This is a genomic window from Pseudomonas putida (assembly GCF_002906855.1).
GTDB classification, from domain to species: domain Bacteria; phylum Pseudomonadota; class Gammaproteobacteria; order Pseudomonadales; family Pseudomonadaceae; genus Aquipseudomonas; species Aquipseudomonas putida_N.
In genome coordinates this window covers 1800925-1823496 of sequence record NZ_MINI01000028.1, presented here as the reverse complement: position 1 = coordinate 1823496, position 22572 = coordinate 1800925, and the positions used below count along the sequence as shown (strand labels likewise).

The window sequence follows — 22572 nt, the reverse complement described above, 5'->3', positions numbered from 1 at the left end:
GCAAAATCCACACGTTCCCAACGGACTTGAAGGACCGGTTCCGATGACATGGCCAGTCACGCTGCAAATCGACAGCGCCGCCTACCCGCTGGGCGTGGTGCAACGCGCTGCTTACGCTTTGGCTGACACCGTAGCGATCCAGATCGGCATTGAAGCCAGCAAGGTCTGCCTCACGGCTTTCCCCACTGCAGTAGAACTGGCACTTTCTCCGCAGCAGGCGCATTCACTGATACTCCAGCATCTGAATGACTTCGCCCTACGCGACCACATTAACCGCGAAACGTCGAGGTTACGCGAAGTTCTAGCTCGAGCCGCACTCGCTGGATGTGGGATTTCGCAGTGACACTCATCGCAACCGACGCCAAGCACTACCGCTTGCTGCCCATCCGATTTATGCGGATGAACACTGGAAATGACCGTGACATTCTGCTCACCGCCGATACCGGAGAGTACTTGCATTTGAACGACGCGCAGTTACAGGCCCTCTGTAACTTCGGGGTAGAAGCGGGCACGCCGTTTTACAAAGACCTGCTGGCCCGTCACTTCATCTACGAACCAGGCCACCACGATCCGTTTCCGGAAATGGCCGCGCAGTATCGCAGCCGCAAGGACTTTCTATTCCAAGGCCCGGCACTGCACTTGTTCGTGGTCACATTGCGCTGCAACCATACCTGTCAGTACTGCCAAGTGTCGCGGGCCCCTCTGGGCGGCTCGGGTCACGACCTCTCGGAGGCAGATGCCAGAGCTGCGGTTGATCGACTTTTCGAATCGAACGCCCCCACCCTGACTGTGGAGTTTCAGGGTGGCGAGCCGCTTCTGGCCTTCGAGCGCGTACGCCAGATTGTCGAATGGATAGTTGAACGAAACGTGCTCGAGCAGCGGGACATCCAGTTCGTCATCACTACGACGCTGCATCACCTGACTGAAGAAATCCTCAACTTCGCACAGCAACATCGCATCCAGTTTTCGACGTCGCTCGATGGGCCGGCGCCTTTGCACAATGCCAACCGCCCAACACCATCGCGGGATTCCTACGAGCGCACTGTAAAAGGCATCCAATGGGTCCGTGAACGCCTAGGGCATGAGGCGGTTTCGGCATTGACCACACTGACTTCAAGAAGTCTCGAACAGCCTGAAGCGATCATCGACGAGTATGTGAACCAAGGTTTCTCCAGCATCTCGCTCCGGCCACTGAGCCCTTATGGGTTCGCCACCAAGAGTGCCCATCGCCTTGACTACCCGATCGAGCGATATCTGGCCTTCTACCAGAAAGCACTGGCCTATTTGCTGGACATCAACCAGCAAGGCGTATATCTGTCGGAGAGTTACACGAGCCTATTGCTCAAGAACATCCTCACGCCCTTCTCCTCCGGCTACGTAGACCTCCGCTCTCCGGCCGGCGCGGGTACTGCTGCGCTGGTATACAACTACGACGGTTACGTCTATCCGTCGGACGAAGCCCGCATGTTGCTGGAGATGGGCGAAGATGGCTTGAGGCTTGGTCGGGTCCAGCAACCTTTACCGGAACTGCTGGCATCGCCCGTCATGGAGGCGTTGCTTAGCAGTGGTGTTGCAGAAGCATTACCCGGCTGCTCGGATTGTGCGCTGGTTCCTTACTGCGGCGCAGACCCCGTCGAGCACTTCGCACGCCAAGGTGACCCGCTCGGACACCGAGTTTTCAGCAGCTTCTGCAAAAAGAACATGGGGCTGCTGAAGCATTTGTTCGGCCTGCTTCGCGATGGCGACGACAACGTACAGCGGGTGCTGCTGTCTTGGTTGAACAGGCGCGCCTACAGCGATGTTCGCCTTCCGGGTTACAGGGGCTGATGGCGATGCTGCGCAAAGATACCCACTTTGTAATCCAACACCTGCATGAACCCAGACTACTCAAGGTCATCACTCTGGACGAGTTCATCGAACAGGGCTTGGCAGTGTGTGCCGGCAGTGCCGACTTCAGTGACCTGCTACTTTGGCTGCCGAACGAAGAACGCCTAAGGAACCCGCACCTGCTTTCATTGCCAGTGGGTGGATTTCTGACACCGAAGCCGCTGGTTGGCGACTTCGAAAGCGAGAGGCTGCACCTTCACAGCCCCAAAGATGCAGAGGTCGTGCAGCCGGGCGATGTCATCGCCATCACACCAGGCAACACAATGGCGCGCGTGCTCTATCGACGAGGTTCGGACAGCAATCTGCTGTTCATGACCGATCGCTGCAACAGCCTCTGCTTGATGTGCTCGCAGCCGCCCAAGGATATCGATGACCGCTGGCACATCGAGGAAAACCTTCGGTTGATCGACCTGATGGACCCGATTGAGGAGAACCTGGGCATCAGCGGCGGTGAACCAACGCTTTATCGCGACGGCCTGCTCGAAATCCTTGCCAAGTGCAAAGCCGTTTTGCCGCGGAAGTCCGTTCATGTGCTCAGCAATGGGCGCCTGTTCAAGGACCCGAGCTGGATCGAAGCACTCGCTGCCATCGGCCACCCGCAGTTGAGCTGGGGCATCCCGCTGTATTCCGACAATGCCGAAGACCATGACCATGTGGTGCAGGCGCCAGGCGCGTTCAGCGAAACCCTGCAAGGCCTTTACAACCTCGCCCGCGCCAAGCAGATCATCGAGATACGCGTGGTGCTGAACCGCCTGACCACACCACGCTTACCTGAGCTGGCCCACTACGTGTTCAGGAACCTGCCCTTCGTGCGGCATGTTGCGCTGATGGGTATCGAAAGTACGGGCCTTGCCAGAAAGCACTATGAAGCGCTGTGGATCGACCCACTGGACTATCAGGAATCGTTGAGCCAGGCCACGTTCTTCCTGTTCAACCGCGGTGTGCCGGTCTCGATCTACAACCTGCCCCTGTGCCTGATCCCGGCCCACCTATCGCGCTTCGCCCGCCAGAGTATCTCTGACTGGAAGAACCTGTTCATCGATGCCTGCCAGCAATGCGCCGCCGTGAAACATTGCTCCGGCTTCTTCAAATCCCACACCGACCGCTGGCAAAGCCGCGGCGTACAACAACTATCGCCCGAGGCCTTTAGCGCCTACGCAAGGAGTGCACAGTGAAACTGCTCGACCGCTGGAAAATCCTGATCAGTGGGTTCAGCCTGCTGCCAATGGCAGGCGCCACCTTGGCACAGGCAGGCCACATGCCGCTCGCCGATGCGAACTGGAAGCCTGCTGACAAACTGCAGCCCCCGGTATTTACCAACACGCTCAACGCTCCAGACGCCGTGAACATTTATGCGGCACATCGCTCGCACAGCTCACATAGCTCCCATAGTTCACACAGTTCTCACTACAGCAGCTCTGGGGGCTACAGCTCGCCTCGTTATTACAGCCCACCTGCTACCACTACCCGCAGTTACACCGCGCCGAGTACCTCAAGCAGCAATAGCCTATATCAATCGTCTGGCACTACCAGCGGTACAAGTGCAAGCAAGTCCACCGCACGTGCGACCAATGAGCAGAAAAGTAATCTGGTCACGCGTGTGCAGACTGCGCTGATGGTGCGCCAGTATTATCAGGGCGCGGTCGATGGGGTAATGGGCAAAGCGACACGTGGGGCGTTGATGGCCTTCCAGATGGACAGCGCACTGACCGTGAATGGCCGGATGGATACGCCAACGCTGAATGCGTTGGGGATCAAAATTCCATAAGCTGCCTTCGGTTGACCAGCAGATGACAGCACCTCAGCATCCCGTTCGATTCGCACCCTGGGTGGGAGCCCGATACACCGAAGGCATTCACGGATTGCGCGTGCTGTTGGTATGCGAATCGCACTATGGAAACAAAGAACATGAGCGCCCGACCGTTACCCCGGAAATCATAAAGGCGCTTGCACTGAGGCAGGTGCATCCCCAGGCGACTCGCAAGCTGCGCAAGCATGCGCACTTTGCGAAGATCAGGACCGCGGTCACCAAAGCCAAGACTGGTGTTGCCAGCCTGGACAGGCAGGCATTTTGGGAAAGCGTCGCCTACTACAACTACTTGCAGGAATTCGTCAGTGCCAATCGTCAGGCTCCGCAAGACGGCGCATGGGAGCGGAGTAGCTCTGCCTTCTCGCAGGTAGTGAGGGTTTTGGCACCTCAGTTGATTGTCTGTTTCAGCATCCGCAACGGCAAACGGATCACCTCGCTTTCGACAGGGATCCCGCTAGCAGTGGTAAATCATCCCTCGTCACGGTTTGCCTACAGCACTGTAAAGCCAGCTATTGCCAAACAGATCGAGGAAGCACTTTTACGAGGTCAGCACGAATCTGGCTTCGTCAACAACCCTGTTTATGACGCTTGGCGCAACGCCACGGTGTCTGCCATTCCAACCCCTGGCACCCATCTTCCCGAGCCCCATGCCAGCGAGCTTCACCAGTCACGGAAAGCCGCTATGGCGGCCCTCGACGAACTCCAGTCGCTCTCCCTTCGCTACGACTGATAGCAGTCCGCCCGATCTCGGCATACAGCTACTCTTTGATCTAGATCTACTTACAGGTTACTCCGAATTCTCCTACACACTTTCTCATTTCGTCTGTAGGACGTATGGTGTCGAGCATCTGCAATGAAGGCTAAACGGTGACTCCCATCAGCCCAGTTCGCCCGCTAACACAGGACGCTCTCGTGACAACCCCCACCGCTTCACCCCAGCTCGTCGACACCACCCGCCTGGCCCAGGCTCTCGAGCAATTTGCCGCCGACCGCAACTGGGCCCAGTTCCACTCGCCCAAGAACCTGGTCATGGCCCTGAGCGGTGAAGTCGGTGAACTCAACGAGATCTTCCAATGGCTCAGCGAGGACGCCTCCAAGTCCGCCGCCCATAACCCGGATACAGCACAGGCCGTCGAGGAAGAACTCGCCGACGTGCTCATGTACCTGGTACGCCTAGCCTCGGTCCTGGGCGTGGACCTGGACGCAGCGGCTCAACGCAAATTGCGCCTTAACGGCGAAAAGTACCCGGTCGAAAAAGCCCGCAATACCGCCAAGAAGTACGACCAACTCTGATTGCCAGCTTGAGTAAGGAAGAAGGACCTTGATCGTTTACCAAGCGACCAAATCGCAGTTTCTGCACGACTGCATCAATGACGATATCGAAGACGTAATTCTGGACACTTACCAGTCCACGACCGGAAAACGGGTCGGCGCCTCAGAGATCAATTCGTGGAAGAACTCCCTCGGCAAAATGGCCAATGTGCTGCAAGCCCCCGGGCTGCCCGACACAATGGGCGTGGCGATCGAGCTGCACATTCCCCAGACCTCGAAACGAATCGATATTACCCTCACCGGCTTCAACGCCGAGGGTCAGCGCAGCGTTCTTTTGGTTGAACTCAAACAATGGAGCCAAGCGAAAGCCACCAGCAAAGATGCGATTGTGCGCACTGTGCTGGGTGGCAAAGAACGCGATACCGTTCATCCATCGTATCAAGCGTGGTCTTACGCCAGCCTGCTGCACGGTTTCAACGAGGCCGTGCATACCGGTGGCATCCAGGTGCAGGCATGCGCCTATCTGCATAACTACGTAGCTGATGGCGTACTCGACGCAAAGCATTATCAGGATTACACCAGCAAGGCTCCGCTGTTCATGCGAGGCAAGGAGCAGCTGGAACAGCTGCGCACGTTCATCAAGCAACACATCGCCAGCGGCGATGAGAACAGCACGCTGCATGAACTTGTAAACAGCCCCATCCGTCCGTCCAAAGCGCTGGCAGATTCTCTGAAAGGCCTGCTCAAAGCGCGACCTGAATTCATTCTGATCGACGATCAGAAAGAGATCTTCGAAGCAGCGATGGCCGCAGGCACTGCCGCATCTACTGAAAAGCCGAGGGTAGTGATCATTCAAGGTGGCCCTGGCACCGGGAAGACAGTGGTCGCACTCAACCTGCTGGTGAAGCTCATCGGCCAAGGCCTGTACGGCCGGTACGTCTCCAAGAACGCCGCACCTCGCAAAGTCTACGAAAGCAAACTGGCAGGCTCGATCACCCGCAGCCACTTCTCCAACCTGTTCGTTGGGTCGGGCGCCTTTGTCGATACCGCCGCGAATATCAATGACTTCCTGGTCGTCGACGAAGCTCATCGCCTCAACGAGAAAAGTGGCCTCTACGGCAATCTGGGCGAGAACCAGATCAAAGAGCTGATCAATGCTTCGGCCTGCACCATTTTCTTCATCGACGAAGATCAGCGCGTCACCCTGAGCGACATCGGCAGCCGAGAAGCAATCCGCGCCTTTGCCGAAGCCAAAGGCGCGCAGGTCGAGGAGTACACCCTCGCCTCCCAGTTTCGCTGCAACGGCTCGGACGGTTACCTCGCTTGGCTGGACGACGTGCTACAAGTGCGCCCGACCGCCAACCGGCACCTGGACAGCAATCTCTACGAGTTCAAGGTATTCGACACGCCCGAAGCCCTTCATGCGGCCATTGAACAGAAAAACAACCACAACAAGGCCCGCGTCGTTGCCGGCTATTGCTGGCCCTGGACCAGCAAGAAAGAACCTGCAGCCCATGACATCGTCATTGGCGACAACTACCGCCGCAAATGGAATCTCGACCAGGACGGCAGCCTGTGGATCATCGCGCAGAACTCGATCGAGCAGGTCGGCTGCATTCACACCTGCCAAGGGCTGGAAGTCGACTACATCGGCGTGATCATCGGCCCGGACCTGGTGATTCGCGATGGACAGGTGTTGACCGACCCAAGCAAACGGGACAAGCAGGATCGATCTATTCGGGGCTACAAAACTCGGATGAAAACGGCTCCCGAAGAGACTCGTGAGCTGGTCGACCTCATCATCAAGAACACCTACAGAACCTTGATGACTCGTGGGATGAAGGGTTGCTACATCTACTGCAGCGACGAACAGACTGCGCAGTATTTCCGCAGCCGGGCGAGCCTGATCGACCTGAGTGTGCCGAAGGCGAAAACGGAGTTGCTAGCCTCCGTATCTTGAGTGGCGGGAATACGGGCAGGCTTGGCAGCAACCAATCTGCTCGGACCCGATGCTAGATGAAAGCAGAAGGCCGGAGCGTGCTTTCAAGACGAAGCTTCCTACGCATCCGACCAGATAACAGCCTGCGCCTGGGTTTTGCCACCGAGGATTTCGGCTTTGCCATCTCGCTCGGCCTGCCGATTCCCCTGCCCTATCCCACTGCGCTCATGCTCGACCCCGAGATCAAATCTGAAGCCATCTGGGGTGCTGGAGCCTACCGCCCCTCTTCCTTGTTGGTAGAGCGCAAGAACGCCATGGTGCGCGCCCGCGAGGGCAACAGCTGGACGGTGCTCGATCAGCATGCCGATAGTTGTGAGAGCTTCTTCAACATCGTCGGTCGCCCCCGCAAAGCGCCAGAGATCGGCGAACTGCGCGCGTTCATCAACAGCTGGCGGTTCTACGATCACTTCCGCATCGACCGCGATGCGCCCTGCCGCCAGCCCCAGCTGGGCACCCGCTCGCCAGTGCTGCACCACGATGGCCGCAACCTTGCTTCGGCGCTGCAGACCATCATCGAGATTGGAGAGGTGGAAGACCTCGTGGCCGCGCTGGAGGATGCATTCCCCGGCAGCCGCCTGGAGATCGACGCACCACCGGGTGGCTTGTTCAGCGTGAGGTTGCACCAGCATGGGCTGCTGCGTCCGTTGGGCGGTGCCGAGTTGTCGGACGGGACCCTGCGTTACCTGTTGCTGATGGCTGCGCTGCTGACGCCACGGCCGCCGTCGCTGATGGTGCTCAATGAACCGGAGACCAGCTTGCATGCGGACCTGCTACCGGCGCTGGCGCGGCTGATCATCCGCGCTTCGCTGCGTAGCCAGGTGTGGGTGGTGTCGCACAGCAGGCCGCTGATTGACGCGTTGACGGCGTGTGAGGGGTGCAATGTGCTGGAGCTGGAGAAGCACCAGGGGCAGACGCAGTTGCGCGGGGTTGGGGTGCTGGATGAGCCCTTGTGGCGGTGGGTCGACTGATCAGCGAAACGGTGGCGGGCTGGGCTCGATGTCCCAAGCGTTCCCCGGCGCGACGGCTGTTACCTGAAGCAGGGAAATGCGCTCAAGACTCGAAGACCCATCGCCCGCGCACCATTCCTTTCAATTCATCAATGCTGAGAGTCATATCCCGCTTGCGGTGGACGACTGCGTGACAGTTGGCGCACAGCGTTACGAGATCAGTCTCGGGATCTACAGCTTTCTCGCCACCGAATTCCGAAATCGGTACTACATGGTGAACGTGAATGAAACCCTTCGCGTGTTCACCATAGGCCTGTTCGAAATCAAATCCGCATCCTTTGCAGTCAAGACCGTGGATAGCGATGGCCTTGATCCTCAGATCTTTTCGGCGCTCGTAGCGAGTTCCGAAGTAGCTAGATTTGCTGCCTTCATTGGCCGATTCGAAGGTAAATGGGTCGCCTTCTACATTCGGCACATCTGCTTCTGCTTGCGGAGGCTGGAGCTTCGCATGGCTTGAAATGGCATCGAAGTCGGCTTGGGATATGGGCCGGACCCCGTCGCGCCAATAGTTTTTTACGCGGGTGGCAGGGATAGTCTCCAGGTACACCCCATCAATTTTGGAAGGGACAGCACCATCAAACTGCGCGAAGTTTTCGATCAGCGCGTAAAGGTCGCCCTTAGCACTACCAGGATCCGCGTAGACCTTACCGATGCGCGCCGTACCAAAATAATGCGGATCAGCGCTCAGGCGGGTGGAGGCAAACGCTTTGTCCTTTATGCGCCCTTTGTAGTAGATCACTTCAGTGCCCGGAACGAGGAAGGATTGGTAGCGTTTGGGGAAGTGGTAGACAGCGCCGGTTTCGTCTTCCCACTGTGAAGTGTCATTTTCCACTATGACGACGGGCATTACATTTTCCCTCACGATTGATGGCAAAAGCCTATCAAAAAGAGGAAATTTCCTACAGGACTTTTAGAAAATGGACCGCCACATTGGGACTCATAGCTCAGAAGGCGGCCGAACGCATGAAAGACAGAGAGGACAATGCCCCCTTTTGTATACATGACACTGCGGAGAGTAGGCTTATAATGCGTCGCCAATCTCTATCACCTATGGAGCGCTTACGCAGAGCACCCTCGTTGCACGCCGGTGCGACACCTCGTTTACAAATCCTTCCCTCTGCAAACAATCATTGACGACCGTCATTGCGCAATACCAAAATCTTATAGCTATGTATACACCATACAGCACCGATTGATACGAAATTAGTGCCCTCCTCGCCCATAAAACGCGAGGCGCTTTCTCAAAATAAACTCACAAAATCAGATTTCCTCTCACTACGACGCGAGCCATCAGGCCTAAATTTCATGAATAATTCCATATAAAATCAGCTGGACTAACAATAGTCCAACCTGCCATTACAGGAGCATCGACAACACTGATGGCAACATGCCTTTGCTTCCAGGCTACTTCTACTTCAAAAGTAGTGACTCGGTCCTGACTCACTAGCCCGTAGCCGATTTCCGGAACCTCAAACCCTCTGTGTTTCGCATGCATCAAGGCGCCATGCACAGAAAGGTCCGCCAGCTCGAGCACTTGTGTCCAATCACCCGCGAGAATTTTTTGTTCACGACGAAGGCGTGTCAGCAACTGCATATCGGTTATAGATATGAACATATGATCATGTAACGGCTGCTTGCGATGGCAATCAGCACACAATGGTCGGAGGTTGACACTGCTATTGTCCTGCTTCAACCCATTGACATGGTGTACATGCAACAGATGCCGATATTCATTCAGACTTAAACCACAGTCATCGCATTCGAAACCACAGCGCCGCCGCACATTGGTTGAAATCTCAGGCCAATCCTTAGTGTAATCATTGCCAATGGCGCGTTGCGTAAGATTACGAGGCAGATAGGCAAAGCTAGTGCTATATGTTTCAAAGAAGCGCGCAATTTGAAAACCCTGCCAAATATGTGCGCGAGTGGAGTCGTGGCAGTAATCTTGATAGTTGAGTTTATCTAGGCAGTTCCTGCAGACCATCAAGCGAGAATCCAACTCTTCCGAAATACCACGACTATTTTTGCCGCTGATCGGAAATATACCCGTCAGGTTATTGGTAACCACATACCGTTCGAATCGCCCTTTTGCACGCATGTCCGCTAGAGTCTTGCAGTCCGCCACATGGAACCTTTTGCCTTTATCGGGAGAAGCTTGCACCACATCAACCGGAGAAAACTGGTCAGGAATATAGAGGAGCACCTGGCGACCATCGACACTCAACAACCCGTTGATGACATCCAGATCTTCAAGACGAACTTCACGCCCTTCCAGCAGCTCAATATCGATGGGATCAAGCTGCGCCGCTGCAACCCAGTCGAACTCAACTGGGGCAGAGCAAAGCCGTTTCACTTGGTTCCACAGTTCGGTAAAATCAGCCCTGATTTCCATCGAGCCTCTCAATTATGTTGCGAATCTGCAGTTCAGAATTGGTGATCACTCGAAAATTCACACGCCTCGACCGGGCGCTGCTCTCTTGCTGGGTATCGCTATCAACAATGCGCCGAGACGAGGAGTAGCCCACTGCAGCAAAGCTTGAACGTACCCACTCCCTATCAGATCCTGCCGTCAGCAGCGACAACACATGCTGCAGCACAGACCGCGTACGGTCCTGTGAAAGCGCCATATTGGGGAAGTATGCCTGTTCACCGTGAAGGTTTCCCCAGTCGCTGCTGGTATGACCTTCGATACGAATCTCTTCAATGGCTGTACGGTAACGAGACAACACAGTCACATAACGCGGAAAAAAGTCGGCTAGGATCAACTTGAACTGCGGATTTAGCTCGGGTGACCCGGAACGGAACAGGACCTCTGGATTGTTGAAGGTTACTTCAAGGGTGTCACGCTCAATGGCTGCATTCCAACGAGACAGATCCGCTTCGAACTCGCTGACCAAGTCATTGTAGATCGCTACCTGAGTGTCCTTGTAAGTAACTGCGATCTCCTTGATGTTGTTTCTCTCGACCTGCACGTAGTACATATAGGCCACGGCAATGAACAGGAACATCATCATCAACCCGGACATCAAGTCAGAGATGCCAATCCAGTGTTCGGCATCATCATTCTTCGAGCCACTGCTGCGAAAAAGGTTATCCGAACTCCCCATCAGGCACGTACCCTTTGCGTGAACTCAGCATGATCATCGGCAATCCGTCGTGAGATGGTGGCCAGTGCCGAGCCCATTTCTTTGAAGACTTTCTCCAGCTCGCGACCAATGGCCTGATCCATTGCGTTGAGTTGGATTTGCAGCGAGGCACCGGCTCGCTCAGTGGCTTCACGCACCTGTGCTTCTACGGCACCCATGGTGCGATTGGCCGAACCCTGAATCTGCGCCTCGGTGTGGCTTAGACTGCCTTCTACACTGGAGCGCAAAGTATTCATGGTGGCCTCTACCGACCCGGTCAGACCCTCCTGAATCTTGCCGGTTGCCTGGCGGAATGCCTCTGCCATGGCGCTAGCGGTTTTCTCGACTACTAGACCCATCTGTTGCTCCAGCGTTTTGGAAGTATCCAGCATATTGTCGAGTGTCCCGCGCACCGATGAGCCGAACTCCTGAGCGGCATCCTGCATGTTCTCGGCGATTTGCTCAGACTTGCTACTCACAACATGGGCTGACTCTGTCAATGCGGCATTAGTGAGGTCAACCGAACGACCGAACTCCTGCGCGCCTTCATGCATGGTAGTCATGACGCTCTTCACGCCTTCGGCAAGCTGGCCTGAGAGTGTTTCCATATGCTGCTGCAGCTGCGGTACCGCGCTAATGGCCCGGTCGCGCATCGTGACAAATGTACCGAGATGCTCCTCAAGCACTCCAACCTGTCTTTGGTTGGCTTGCAATACTGGCTCCAATTGGCCGATGGCCATAGGAATGCTCTGGCAATGACCCTCAATGGTGCCGATAGACTGCTCTGAAGTGGATAGGGAACGACTAATGGCCTCATTTGCTGTCGCGGTGCGCTCCAGCTCGTTAATCGCCAGCTCGATGCGCGCCTCCAGCGATTCGACGTGCTGTTTGTAGAGCTCCTGCCACTCATTCATCTTAACGACTGATTCATTCAGCGCCTTGAAGTTATCGCCAAACTGCTCCACCAAGTGCCTGTTGAAATCCTGAATCACCTGACGAAGCGCTTCGATCACCGTCTCTGTGGCTGATTTGGCCAGCATTTCGCCAAATTGCTTGAGCTGCACGAAAAGCTTGTCCTGGAACTCACGATGGGTGCGATCTAGGGCGCTGCGAAAATCGCCAACGTCGCTACGCATCAGCTTAAGTTGGCCCGCCACCGAACCTTCCTCATTACCGGCAAGCGACTGGTTGAGTCCTTCCAGCAGTTTGACCTGCTGAGTCAGCACGCTGTGGATATGCTCTGGAGTGATACTGTCCGGCAGCTCAGAGCGGCTCCGTGCCGGAGCAAACCAATAGGCATCCAGTGCCTTGAGGGCGATGGAAAGGGTCATACCAACAAGACTGGTGATGAAGGCCGTGCGCAGTCCATCCAGCAAACCCTCAATACTGCCTTTGATGTCATGAGCATCAAAGTCCAGCAAACCGATCACAATACCGACGAAAGTCCCCAGAATTCCCAGTGAGACAAGCACTGCCGGTGCATGCTCCAGAAAGAGCCCTTGCCTTCCACTCTTTCCTTCGCGCACGGCGATCATAACAATAACGAGCATTAGCCAGATAAAGATCTCAGTCACAGAGCTTGCCGAAGCAGAAGTCAGCATACTCTCGAGAAAACTCCCAATCATTCAGTTACTCCAATGTCGAACGCTGGATCTTTACGGAACACTTCAACTACCCCTATCGGATTAAGTAACTCAACCGTGGCAACACGGCGACAGCCATCTTCCGGCGCTGCAGCCAGCTACGCTTGGACCAATTCACTCATGCGCAGCTTTCCCAGCGGCGCTCACTGCCAGGTGGGCCAGCGAATGCTAAAACGAGTGGCAAACAATCGAAGGAAATCCAGACGGGGCATGAAACGCCGGAGCTTTGAAGCATCATCCCTGGAACACCGTGAAGTGCCATCATTTTGCAATGCCCGTCACCTTATCCCCTAGCAAGGTATGGGTAAAGCCACGCCCTTCACCTTTTATCGCTAATTTCAGGGCGTCAGCTGGCGGTCACCCGTAATGGGGATAACCATGCTCGGGGATTGGCATAGAAAGGCGATAAACGGCATGCCCTCCATTCGCTACCACTCAGGGCTACCACTTTCCATCATCGAAATTTAGCGCAATGAGCGGTGGGTAATTCGGTTGACCGCCCCACCACACCAGCGCTAGAAAGAAGCCTCGAAGCGCTGCCGATGGCAGCACCTAGGTGGCCCGAACCTTCAAGGTCATGCCGCATCAAGCGGTGGTTCTCTCAAGGGCGATTAGCATCCGGCAGCTCGCCCGGTCACCTTCCCGGTGATGAGTGCTCTTTAACCTCATGGCCCTCGTGCGCCAGCTACACCGTACTGCGCTTTCCTGCAGCAACCTATTCGCTTGGCCGAATCTTGCGCCTACTTGCGGCCGTCTCTTTTTCCAGAAAAGAGACGGGCGCTTCTGACACTGCTGCAGCCCTGATCGCACATGGCTTTGCGGCAATCCCCCTCGTGACAATCGGCGTGACAAACGCCGATGCCACCAGCAACAGCGCTGTAGATGATGGTGCCGCAGACCAGGGAATGGACTGCACCTGACTGACAGTCAGGCATGCCCCGGTCATCGCATTGCTGCTTGAACCTGGCTCAGGATCTCGCGGCAATGGTCTCGTCAGCCAATGCAACCTCCACCCGCCCACCGGTAACGGTGCTCAGGAAGCCAGATCATGAGATGTCCTTGCTCCCGGTCGTAAGGAGCCGCCAGTCCCGCGTAGAGGACATTCCCCACAGGTCGCAGGGGCCTTGATCCCTGATAACACTCAACATTCTTGGCGGGATGACGTGGGGCGAGGATCGAAGAGCGGACGATGAGGTGACCGACATGGCATTGGTGGGTAAACGCGATGGCCGTAATTTCGGCTACGGCAGGCAATTGAACTACGCAGGTCCGCAAGCGCTGAAAGACATGTTCGGCGGCGGTCACTACGGCACGGTGAAGGCACACTGTGATCGGTGGCAGGCATTCGTGAAGTGGTGCCGATCAGAACAGGGGCCGGGTATCAATGATGCGCGGCAGATTGATCGGAAGGTGTTGGCGGACTATGCGGCGTATCTGCGCGACGTGGTTAGGCGCGGTGATCTTGCTGTCAGCACCGCACAAAACCGCCTATCCAGTGTTAACAGGACCATGGCGGCGCTACGCGGTGATCAATGTGTGAAATTGCCCAGCCCGAACAAGGCGGTGGGTATGCAACGCACTGGGGTTCGACATTCGGTACCTCAGGGCCAAGACCGCGAACAGGTTAAGCAGATCGTCGATGCGCTTTGCAGTCGTGACCAGAGACGGGCCGCCCCGATCGTCCTGTTGGCGAGAGCCACCGGCATGCGCTTGCGTGAGGCTATCTTGGCTGACCTATCACGGCTAAGCCGTGAGGCTAAAGACCTTGGCAAGATTAACATTCAGGATGGCACCAAAGGCGGCCGTGCCGGCGCCTCGGCGCCGCGTTGGATTACAGTGGACGACGATGTTCGCGAGGCGCTTGGGTTTTCACGGCAGGTATCGCCTGCGGGTAGCCACAACCTGGTTGCGCCGCACGAAAGCTACCGGAATCTTCTGCAAGAAATTATCCGCCCTGCGCGGGACATCCTGCATGCACACAACCTCAAAGGCTTCCATGAGCTAAGAGCGGCGTACGCATGTGAGCGCTATGAGCAGATCACCCAGCATCGCGCACCTATCTACGGTGGCCAATGCTCCTTGGCAGATAGAAACCTTGATCGTGAAGCCCGACGGCAAATCAGCTATGAGCTGGGGCACGGTCGGATCGACGTTGTCGCTGCCTATGTAGGAGATCGCAGATGAATAAGGTACTCGATATGGAGCTGTTCTTGGCTGCGGTGCTGACCGGATCGCACTCCACACAATAACGCCATTTGCGGCAGGCGAGAGTCATCCAAGCAGAAATCTCAGAGCGTTGGCAGCGACAGACGCCTTGGGCTTGGCAGAAAAAGAATGTGGATTGGTTTCTTGAGCATCGCCTAAATCGACGCAGCGAGGCGACACGCTATTACTATCTGCTGCCGTGCGGCTGCTCGCTCGTCGCTTACAAAAAACATGGGTTTTCAATCTATGAGTAAGACCGGCTGCTATCGACTCACAGCCACCGTTCGGCGCTGGCAGCAGCCGGCCATTAGCTGCCCTTACTGAACGGCAACTTTGACTTGGTAGCAAACGCTCGGAGCATTCAAAGGCTTGTGCTCCCGGCTCTACGGGAATTTTACCAGCGGTGGCAGGGATGGCAGGGATGGCTTGATGTGAACCGTACGAGGGAATATCGTCTGGCTGCGCTATCAGCTGCGAGGTACACCATTTCCAACAATCGAGGCAGGGATTTCTCGCTATGAACCACTCCCAAACAACGCTGTTGAAACTAGCCCGTGATCGACAACTTCCCCATCCAGCTATGCTAGAGAAGTTTAATATTTCCAGCTGGCTTCAAGCCTATGAGTGGACTAGGGGCGAGCGAACCGAGGAGCGCGGTTTTCTCAATGGTGTTAGCTGGCTCAATGAGCATTTCCAGCGCGTACAAAATACTCGTCAGCAATTCACTTTCAGCCGAGAAGCTCCGCTAAGCGCGAACGAACTTATCCAAGCACACTTGGGTGCCGCCAATCACGCATTCTACCGGATTTCCGAGGAACAGATGGCGCTCATGACGGGACAGCCCGACGCGGCGATGGAACAGTATCTTGACCTTAAGTCCACCCTTACTAATGGCGGCGTTGAGGTTGATCCTAATACCTTGAACGCGTTTCGGCTCGATAGCTTATGTGGTCCTTTCTGGGAGCTATTAATAAAGTATAGAGATGACATAGACCGGGTCTTTCCTGAAGCTCGTCCTCATCAACTGGACAAGTTTATATTCTTTGAGAACGAAACCTCAATGGCCCAGATTTTTCATAGCTTCTCGCGAATCTGGCAGGATTTGCTCTACGGCGAGGTCAGATTTTTCCCGCATCCAAATGGAGTGGTACTAGCCTCCACCACACCTGACCCACATTTGATCAAGGCCGTCTCCAAATATCGTCGGGATCACCATAACGCCACCAATGCAATGCATATCGTCCGTGATTGGAAACGCCGGCGCTTGATTGCTGAGTCTTTGTTATACGAAGGTCAATACCTGCATTACCAAAGTTCGGGTAACGTATTATCCTGCATTCGATGGCAGGATCTATCGGATGAGGCGCAGATGTCGGCTTTATACCATCGTGCCGCACCGCACTACATGGTCGACGAGCACTTGCATCCTTTGCTGGACTCAGCATCCGGCAATACCAAGGATCAGGCAATCCGCAATGTTTTGAAGGTGTGGATTCACTTAGCGGTTCTTTCAACCCAGATTAAAGAGACGGCTTTATCCAAGCCATCGCCAAGACAGTGGGACGATCTGCTGGACTTTGCCCCAAGGATCCGACTGGATGATTTGATCGATAACCTAGTGCGTTGCACAAAGATGACTGCAGAAGACGTAACGATCGTTATCGAGATGCTTTCCTACGACGCCCGCAGCATCCAAAACGACCTTTGGAGCCAACCCTTGCTGGTTCTGGATGAGCATGTATGTTTCCCAGTGAGCGCCCTGCTGACTGCTAGTATTGGGCGAAATTTCGACACTTGGCTGCAGCGGATAGACCCCAATTCTAAACGACGTGGCAAGTTGTTCGAGCTAGACACATTAAAAGTTATGCAAGAGTGCCGATCAAACAACCCAATACTGGCTAAGCACTTCTACTGGACCGCGGCATTGAAATTCAAGTACGCGCCCAAAAAATTTGAAGAAATTGATCTAACATTTTCTCTCGGCAATTTGATAGTAATCGCTGAACTCAGAAGCCGGCGCACACCTATCACTCCGCTGGATTATCACAACGAGATCTTCGACAACAATGGCATAGAATACAAAACTATTCAAGCCAGCCGAAAAGCAGAGCGAGTCCGCGAAAATCTACAAGAATTCTGCGCAGTGCATTACCCGTCACTCATCGGCCGCAATGACATTACGGTTCTGCCCTTAGTGATCATAAACGGCCAGTTTCATGCAGGGTATCCCCGCAACGGTGTGCCTGTGCTGGACCCCCACCTGCTCAAACACTTCCTCAAAGACGCGCAAGCGAGATTCTACGGGAACATAGATGAAACCACGGGCCACAAGTACAGCATCCCCCTGTATAACTCTCTGGACGAGGCGGTCCGAGTGTTTCCTCAATATGCTAGCTGCCCAACATTGATCGTAAGCGCTCCATGAACCCCACATTCAAAGCGCTCAGCTGATTGCCGATGCTGTGCTCCCGATTTCATTCTGGAGCCCGCACGCCATGATGCGTCCCGACGCCGTGGCAGATTATGAAGCGCTGTTGCCGTGGAACTGTTCACCGGAAATGCCACGGTAAACGATGGCCTCACCTTGCGGTAGGTGGGGTTCATGGATCGCTTACCATTGATCAGTCTCTACAACGCACTGACCACGCAGGTTTCCGCAAAACACGAGGTTCCCGGCAAAGATTTCCCACCCATTTTCACCAACGCCTTGGAAATCTCTAAAGTAACATCTGAGCGCTACATGCAGATCTTGGAGCAAATCGCCAAAGGCAATCTTCGCAAAAACTTTTGACCCCTACTTATAGACCATTACCAAAGGGAGCCTAGGAGGTGCGGATCAAAGCATGACATCAGCGGAATCAGCTGCAATTCCGCTGGTGCAAGTCAATCAAGGGCTAACAATGACCTTGATGTCCGAGCCCGAGATGCTCTTGATGTATGAGTAGCTCGTTCCCAAGACGGCCAGTTGCTCCTTCGATACCTTATTCGCTGATATCGCAGGCTGCACGATCACAAACTTGAAGATCAGCTCATGGTCGTGGCATTTGTTGCGCAGGATCTCCAGCTGCTGAGGCGTGCCTTTCAGGATTCTGTCGAAGTCCTTCAGCAGTCCTTGCTGGTAGCGATCCATTAGCCGGTTGAAGAACTTATCGCCGGTGTAAAGCCATTTCACCGACCTGGATGCCTGACCGCATACTTCATAGACATCGGCGACGCGCGCCCCAGGTACAGCCACGCCATCCGTCATAGGACAGAATTTGCAGTGGTACAGGTCGACGTAGATGGCATCCTGGTTTTCCCGAATTGCCACCAGGTCAGCGATTTCGCCTTTGCCGTCATCGTTGAACACGATTGAGTAATCGTCAGCGATTTTGTCGAAAGTGAACCCTTGTACTGAATCCTTGCGTCGCTCCGCACGCATGGACTCCTGATGGATTTTCGTTGTTCCCCAATCCCAGGCTTCGAGCAAACCGGCTGGCAGTTTTACATCCATGCTGTTGAGCGAGTATTGACGGTAGTTCCCCTGCACCATGGATCCGTCGACCTTGAGAAGTACCAGCGGCTCTCCATCCAGATAAGAATCCAGTGGCATTTCGTGGGGGTAAAGGATCTTCACACCTGGGCAAGAGGTCTTGTACCCATCCTCCAACAATTTGATGGCGATGGTGGTCAGCCGGCGCTCCTCGCCCTCGTTACCCACAACAATGACGGGGATCTCCAGTGTCCGTGCATCAATGTACTCAGGCTTACCAAGCTCGACATCGAGCAGGTTGAAAGTCTCTCCCTGAAAATACAGTGAGATCCTTTGCTCGTTTTCGATCGCGATCGACACAGGCCAGTCGGCGTAGAACAGCCCCTCTGGCCATTTGTCCTTGATTTGGTCGGCACGCATGACATTTTTGAGGACGTCACCAGGGTCAATGGTGTTGTCGTTGAGTTTGACCGCCATCCGCTTGCACCACTCGACCCAATAGTTTATCGGAGAGGAGTTCATCTCCCAGATCTTGCCCTTGTGCGAGCAGCCTACGGTGGTTCGTTCTCCATCCTCAAAACCAGTGGCGAAGATGTTCGACTTTGTCGCATTGCCTTTCTCGATATCGCTGATCACCTGGTTGATGTCTCGCCCCACATGCATCGTAAACCGCAGGTCTTTCCGGGCGCGGGACAGGCCAACGTTCTGAAGCTTCATCAGCTTGATGTCGTGGAGCGTCCGGAACGCCGGCTCACCATTGATGCGACGGGAGTCTTTGGCCACCAGGTTCAGGAAGCGAGTTGCCTGAGTGTCGTCACCCGAGGTGTGAATGAAGAGGGTTTTCTGCGCTTTGTCATAGAACGCGATGTAAAGATTCCAGTTGGTATCGACGATTTCTTCGGTCTGAGCCCATCCAACCAGCGTCTCTCGCCGAGTCACGGCAATGACGGTATCGGCCTGATCATTGATCGAAAAGTACTGCAGTGTCTCCTTCCGGCCATCCAGGCTCTGCGCCCGCTGCGGTGTCCAGTCTTTGACAGAGAGGTGATACGCCACGGCGCTAATTTTGGGGTTCGGGTTGAGCCCAAAGATTACCTTGGCATCGTCACCGTCAGCGAATTGCTCGGTGAAATTCGCCTTCTGAATTTCCCGGCTGACCTTTTTCTCACTCACATTGCGAATGACTGCCCCCCAGTCAGCACTCTCCTTATAGAGGTCAGCCATCTGGTGGTCGGTCTTCTGATTAGCGATGTTCGCCACGAACTTGGCATCACCAAGGGCCGCGTCCACACGTGTCAGCCGGCCGATGAACTGGAGCGTCACGGCAGGACTTTGGTGTTGGTCATGAATGGCAGCAATTTTGAGCTCAGGTAGGTCGAAGCCCTCGCCAAGCATGTCAACGCAGACGATGATCCGGTGCTTCTTCTTGATAATCTCAGCCATCACCCTCGCCTGATTCGGTACATTGCTGTGAATCAGTACCGGCGTGAGGTCGGGATGCTGCTTGTAAATCTCAAACAGATCTGATGCCCGCTTGTGTGACCTGGCCCGCACCATCATCAGATGGTTATACCCGGCCTTGAGGTCAGCCCTGAGCAGCTCAACAGCCTTGTCTGCGATGGCCTGGTCGGACAGCTTGAGGTTGTATTCTCGTACCGGATGGAACTCGATACCTTTGAAATAGCCGTCAAGCTGCGCATCCCGGAGCGGGTAGTTGTAAATGATCTTACCGGCCAGGGCCAGACCATCTTCCCTGAATGGCGTCGCTGTGAACTGAATACACGGTTTGCCGATGAAGGCGGTTTTGATTCGATTCCAGCTGGCCGCGGCGACGTGATGAGCCTCGTCGATCATCAGGTGGCTGCACATATTAACCAGCGCGCCCAAGGCGGCGTCTTCGAATAGCAGCAGCGCCTGGGGAGTAGCCACAATAATGTTGGCGCTAGCCAAATCAGCAACCTGCTCCTCTGAAAACTTCGAATCGATGGACGCCACAATAGGATTGCGCGCCGTGTCCGATACCGCCCCCACGGTGCGGAGCGTCTTCATCTCCGTGCACTTACCCACCAACTGCGTTCTGAGGGCGTCCGAGGGAACCAGGATCAAGGTTCTTGCCATCCTCGCAGCGATGATCAGCGCGAGCATGGTGTCAGTCTTCCCTGTACCGGTCGGCATGACGACTGTGGCGGTCGAAGAAGGATCAACCACCAGGTGCCCCAGGGTGGCATAAAGCGCAGCCAGTTGAGGCTTGCGCAGCCCAGGTGCATTGGTCTTTGGATCGTCGAGACTGAAATTGAAGTGATGGCTTTGCCAGCTTTGGTACACATCCAAATGCGTTTTGACTACATCGTCCATGGTGATTACCTGGAGGCAGAAAAGACTTCTGGGGAATGGGTGGCGATATGATAGCACGCATACTATTCCTCACATGATCTTAACCACTGCTGGACGAAGTCAGCATTCCATCGAGCCAAGGTGGCCGCCCGCGCAAGCGCTGCAAATGGTTTCTCGCCGACAGGTGCTACGACGTCGAAGCGCTACACCGCTACTGAGACCAGTACCGAATGCAACCCGTGATCCCGTTGCGCTCAATGAAGCGCAAACCCAAGCCTGGCTTACCCAGACTGTTTGACCGGCCGAAGTACCGACAGCGCAACATTATCGAGCGCATGTTTGGCTGGCTGGAAGAGAACCGCCGCATCGTGACACGCTTCGACAAGCTTGCGAAAAGTCATGCAGCAATGGTCGCACTAGCTTGTTCCATGCAGTGTTTGCAACATCTCTTTTCGTACAGAGCCTAGGTATATCCAGCGAGCCTTGATTGATAACGTGCTCTTCAATTTTAATAGAGATAGGACTACGCCCACTAATGTGGCAAGGGCTGCCTCAATAAAATCTTTTTTACCTTGGTATTATCGAGTCCTTCTGGCTCTATGTTGCCCCCTAATTCAATTGGGCCTAACGATTAATCCAACGAGCAGGCAAAAGCGTAGCTTTTGGCTCTCCAACGAACGGAGTGAGCGATAGTTGAGCACATTATTAACTTTTGCTGAGAATGTATTGGCATTGATCGATAATTACATCGAGTTTTATGACCCAAGGGCGTAGCTCTGCTCTTTTACATTCGCGGGGGTCTGCCCAGCCTAGAGCCTTTAGTCGAGCTGAACTATAAAGCTGATAATCATATTCGCTGATAGCCATTGATGCATGGTTCCATTTCCGCGCTAGCTCTCTTTCCTGGTCGCGAGATGGCTCGACTCCTTGCTCTAGATCGTATAAATAGGCCTTTGTTGCGATTACGGCATCCATTACCAGTTGTAGAGCCTCACGCTTGTTTCTGAGCTCTTCAGATGTCTCATTATTTTTTTCCTTCCAGAATCTAGCGGCATCAATAATGGCAGATAATGCTTCGATAACCATGTTCGGATCTCTAATATGCCAACGACAGAATTAAGCCGCGCCACGAAGTGGCGTCGGCTTGAATGAATTGTTACGCCTTCGCCTCGGGACCCTCGATGTGCTGCTTTTCGCTCTCGTAGGTGATGAAGCGGTGCACGGTCTCGACGCGCGTGGTTCGGCCTGAAAGAACGACAAAATCAATCTCCCCTCCGATGCCTAATTGATGCTGGAGTGGTTGGGATCGATCGTGTTGCTGTTGGCGCACGACAATATCGATCATGAAATCCGGAAATTGGATATTGTCAGTGGTCAAGACCGGAACCTGCGGCTTTAATCCAAGCGCGTAAGGAAGACGCTCCGGTTGGAAGTTGGCGATTGATCTGTAGGCATATCCAACGTACTGCCCCTCTGCTCGTGAGTAGCCAAAGTGATAGATCGTTGTGGTAATGGAGCCGAGCCCGCCAGCTGCATCTGCTGATGCTTTGAGCACACTTGGGGCGATGGATCCGACGTTATCAACATCTCCTAAACACGTCAGGGCTTGCAGGTAACCAAACCAGCCAGTTACGAACCCGGCGTGGCCGGTTCCTGCGACCAACAGATCAGAGTCTGGAACGGACAGGAACTTACGTTGGAAGGCCAGCGGCATGCGGTCATCAGCTCCGACCACCAAAGTGCCCATTGCGACGCAAACTTGATCGGGTTGAAGTGCGAATACGAGTGCGGTCATGTAAAGGAGGCCTAACGTTTGGT

Annotated in this window: 17 protein-coding genes and 3 pseudogenes; 13 read left to right on the top strand and 7 right to left on the bottom strand. The window is 54.8% G+C overall.

The genetic code is table 11. The features are described 5' to 3' along the window. Positions 1 to 43 precede the first annotated feature (43 nt). From hxsD to BGP85_RS08825, 8 genes and pseudogenes are all read left to right on the top strand, one after another. Positions 44 to 343 (top strand): His-Xaa-Ser system protein HxsD, encoded by a 300-nt coding sequence (hxsD, locus tag BGP85_RS08860; protein WP_103446808.1) that lies wholly within the window; start codon positions 44 to 46, stop codon positions 341 to 343. After that, positions 340 to 1827 (top strand): His-Xaa-Ser system radical SAM maturase HxsB, encoded by a 1488-nt coding sequence (hxsB, locus tag BGP85_RS08855; protein WP_103448233.1) that lies wholly within the window; start codon positions 340 to 342, stop codon positions 1825 to 1827. Before hxsD ends, hxsB begins: the two co-directional genes overlap by 4 nt. Then, positions 1827 to 3062, top strand: coding sequence for a His-Xaa-Ser system radical SAM maturase HxsC (gene hxsC, locus BGP85_RS08850; protein WP_103446807.1), 1236 nt, complete (start codon positions 1827 to 1829; stop codon positions 3060 to 3062). The genes hxsB and hxsC overlap by 1 nt, the downstream gene beginning before the upstream one ends. Further along, on the top strand, positions 3059 to 3655 hold the full coding sequence (gene hxsA / locus BGP85_RS08845; protein ID WP_103446806.1) for a His-Xaa-Ser repeat protein HxsA: 597 nt from the start codon (positions 3059 to 3061) through the stop codon (positions 3653 to 3655). The genes hxsC and hxsA overlap by 4 nt, the downstream gene beginning before the upstream one ends. A 100-nt stretch (positions 3656 to 3755) precedes the next feature. Further along, positions 3756 to 4427, top strand: coding sequence for a hypothetical protein (locus BGP85_RS08840; RefSeq protein WP_258035882.1), 672 nt, complete (start codon positions 3756 to 3758; stop codon positions 4425 to 4427). Positions 4428 to 4609: 182 nt separating this feature from the next. Continuing rightward, a complete protein-coding gene (locus BGP85_RS08835) occupies positions 4610 to 4990 on the top strand; it encodes a nucleotide pyrophosphohydrolase (protein ID WP_103446804.1) in 381 nt (126 codons plus the stop codon). 28 nt (positions 4991 to 5018) lie between these two features. Further along, positions 5019 to 6929 (top strand): DUF2075 domain-containing protein, encoded by a 1911-nt coding sequence (locus BGP85_RS08830; RefSeq protein ID WP_103446803.1) that lies wholly within the window; start codon positions 5019 to 5021, stop codon positions 6927 to 6929. 122 nt (positions 6930 to 7051) lie between these two features. Then, positions 7052 to 7936 (top strand): annotated as a pseudogene (locus tag BGP85_RS08825) (AAA family ATPase); the annotation flags it as partial. Positions 7937 to 8018: 82 nt separating this feature from the next. Here BGP85_RS08825 and BGP85_RS08820 read toward each other — a convergent pair. From BGP85_RS08820 to BGP85_RS08805, 4 genes are all read right to left on the bottom strand, one after another. Beyond that, positions 8019 to 8822 carry an HNH endonuclease gene (locus BGP85_RS08820; RefSeq protein WP_103446802.1) on the bottom strand — a complete coding sequence of 268 codons (804 nt, stop codon included), beginning with the start codon at positions 8820 to 8822 and terminating at the stop codon, positions 8019 to 8021. 456 nt (positions 8823 to 9278) lie between these two features. After that, entirely contained in the window at positions 9279 to 10367 is a 1089-nt protein-coding gene (locus tag BGP85_RS08815; protein ID WP_103446801.1) for an HNH endonuclease, read from the bottom strand. Continuing rightward, positions 10351 to 11082, bottom strand: coding sequence for an OmpA/MotB family protein (locus tag BGP85_RS08810; RefSeq protein ID WP_103446800.1), 732 nt, complete (start codon positions 11080 to 11082; stop codon positions 10351 to 10353). Before BGP85_RS08810 ends, BGP85_RS08815 begins: the two co-directional genes overlap by 17 nt. Further along, positions 11082 to 12725, bottom strand: a complete 1644-nt coding sequence (locus tag BGP85_RS08805; RefSeq protein ID WP_103446799.1) for a hypothetical protein — start codon at positions 12723 to 12725, stop codon at positions 11082 to 11084. The genes BGP85_RS08810 and BGP85_RS08805 overlap by 1 nt, the downstream gene beginning before the upstream one ends. Before the next feature lie 1221 nt (positions 12726 to 13946). On the opposite strand from BGP85_RS08805, the gene BGP85_RS08795 reads away from it, so the two are divergent. From BGP85_RS08795 to BGP85_RS08775, 4 genes and pseudogenes are all read left to right on the top strand, one after another. Continuing rightward, positions 13947 to 14927 (top strand): integrase domain-containing protein, encoded by a 981-nt coding sequence (locus BGP85_RS08795; protein ID WP_103448232.1) that lies wholly within the window; start codon positions 13947 to 13949, stop codon positions 14925 to 14927. After that, positions 14924 to 15198 (top strand): annotated as a pseudogene (locus BGP85_RS29195) (hypothetical protein). Before BGP85_RS08795 ends, BGP85_RS29195 begins: the two are co-directional and overlap by 4 nt. Before the next feature lie 267 nt (positions 15199 to 15465). Continuing rightward, complete coding sequence (locus BGP85_RS08785) at positions 15466 to 17373, top strand: hypothetical protein (protein WP_181004471.1); 1908 nt, start codon at positions 15466 to 15468, stop codon at positions 17371 to 17373. A 177-nt stretch (positions 17374 to 17550) separates the two neighbouring features. After that, positions 17551 to 17739 carry a hypothetical protein gene (locus tag BGP85_RS08775; RefSeq protein ID WP_103446798.1) on the top strand — a complete coding sequence of 63 codons (189 nt, stop codon included), beginning with the start codon at positions 17551 to 17553 and terminating at the stop codon, positions 17737 to 17739. 96 nt (positions 17740 to 17835) lie between these two features. Here the strand turns inward: BGP85_RS08775 and BGP85_RS08770 are convergent, their stop codons facing one another. After that, on the bottom strand, positions 17836 to 20775 hold the full coding sequence (locus BGP85_RS08770) for a DEAD/DEAH box helicase (RefSeq protein ID WP_103446797.1): 2940 nt from the start codon (positions 20773 to 20775) through the stop codon (positions 17836 to 17838). A gap of 86 nt (positions 20776 to 20861) precedes the next feature. Here BGP85_RS08770 and BGP85_RS08765 point away from each other — a divergent pair. Next, positions 20862 to 21221 (top strand): annotated as a pseudogene (locus BGP85_RS08765) (transposase); the annotation flags it as partial. A gap of 238 nt (positions 21222 to 21459) precedes the next feature. On the opposite strand, the gene BGP85_RS28665 reads toward BGP85_RS08765, so the two are convergent. After that, positions 21460 to 21840, bottom strand: a complete 381-nt coding sequence (locus BGP85_RS28665) for a hypothetical protein (protein ID WP_146048970.1) — start codon at positions 21838 to 21840, stop codon at positions 21460 to 21462. A gap of 70 nt (positions 21841 to 21910) precedes the next feature. Further along, positions 21911 to 22549, bottom strand: a complete 639-nt coding sequence (locus BGP85_RS08760) for a hypothetical protein (RefSeq protein ID WP_146048969.1) — start codon at positions 22547 to 22549, stop codon at positions 21911 to 21913. Between the last annotated feature and the right edge of the window lie 23 nt (positions 22550 to 22572).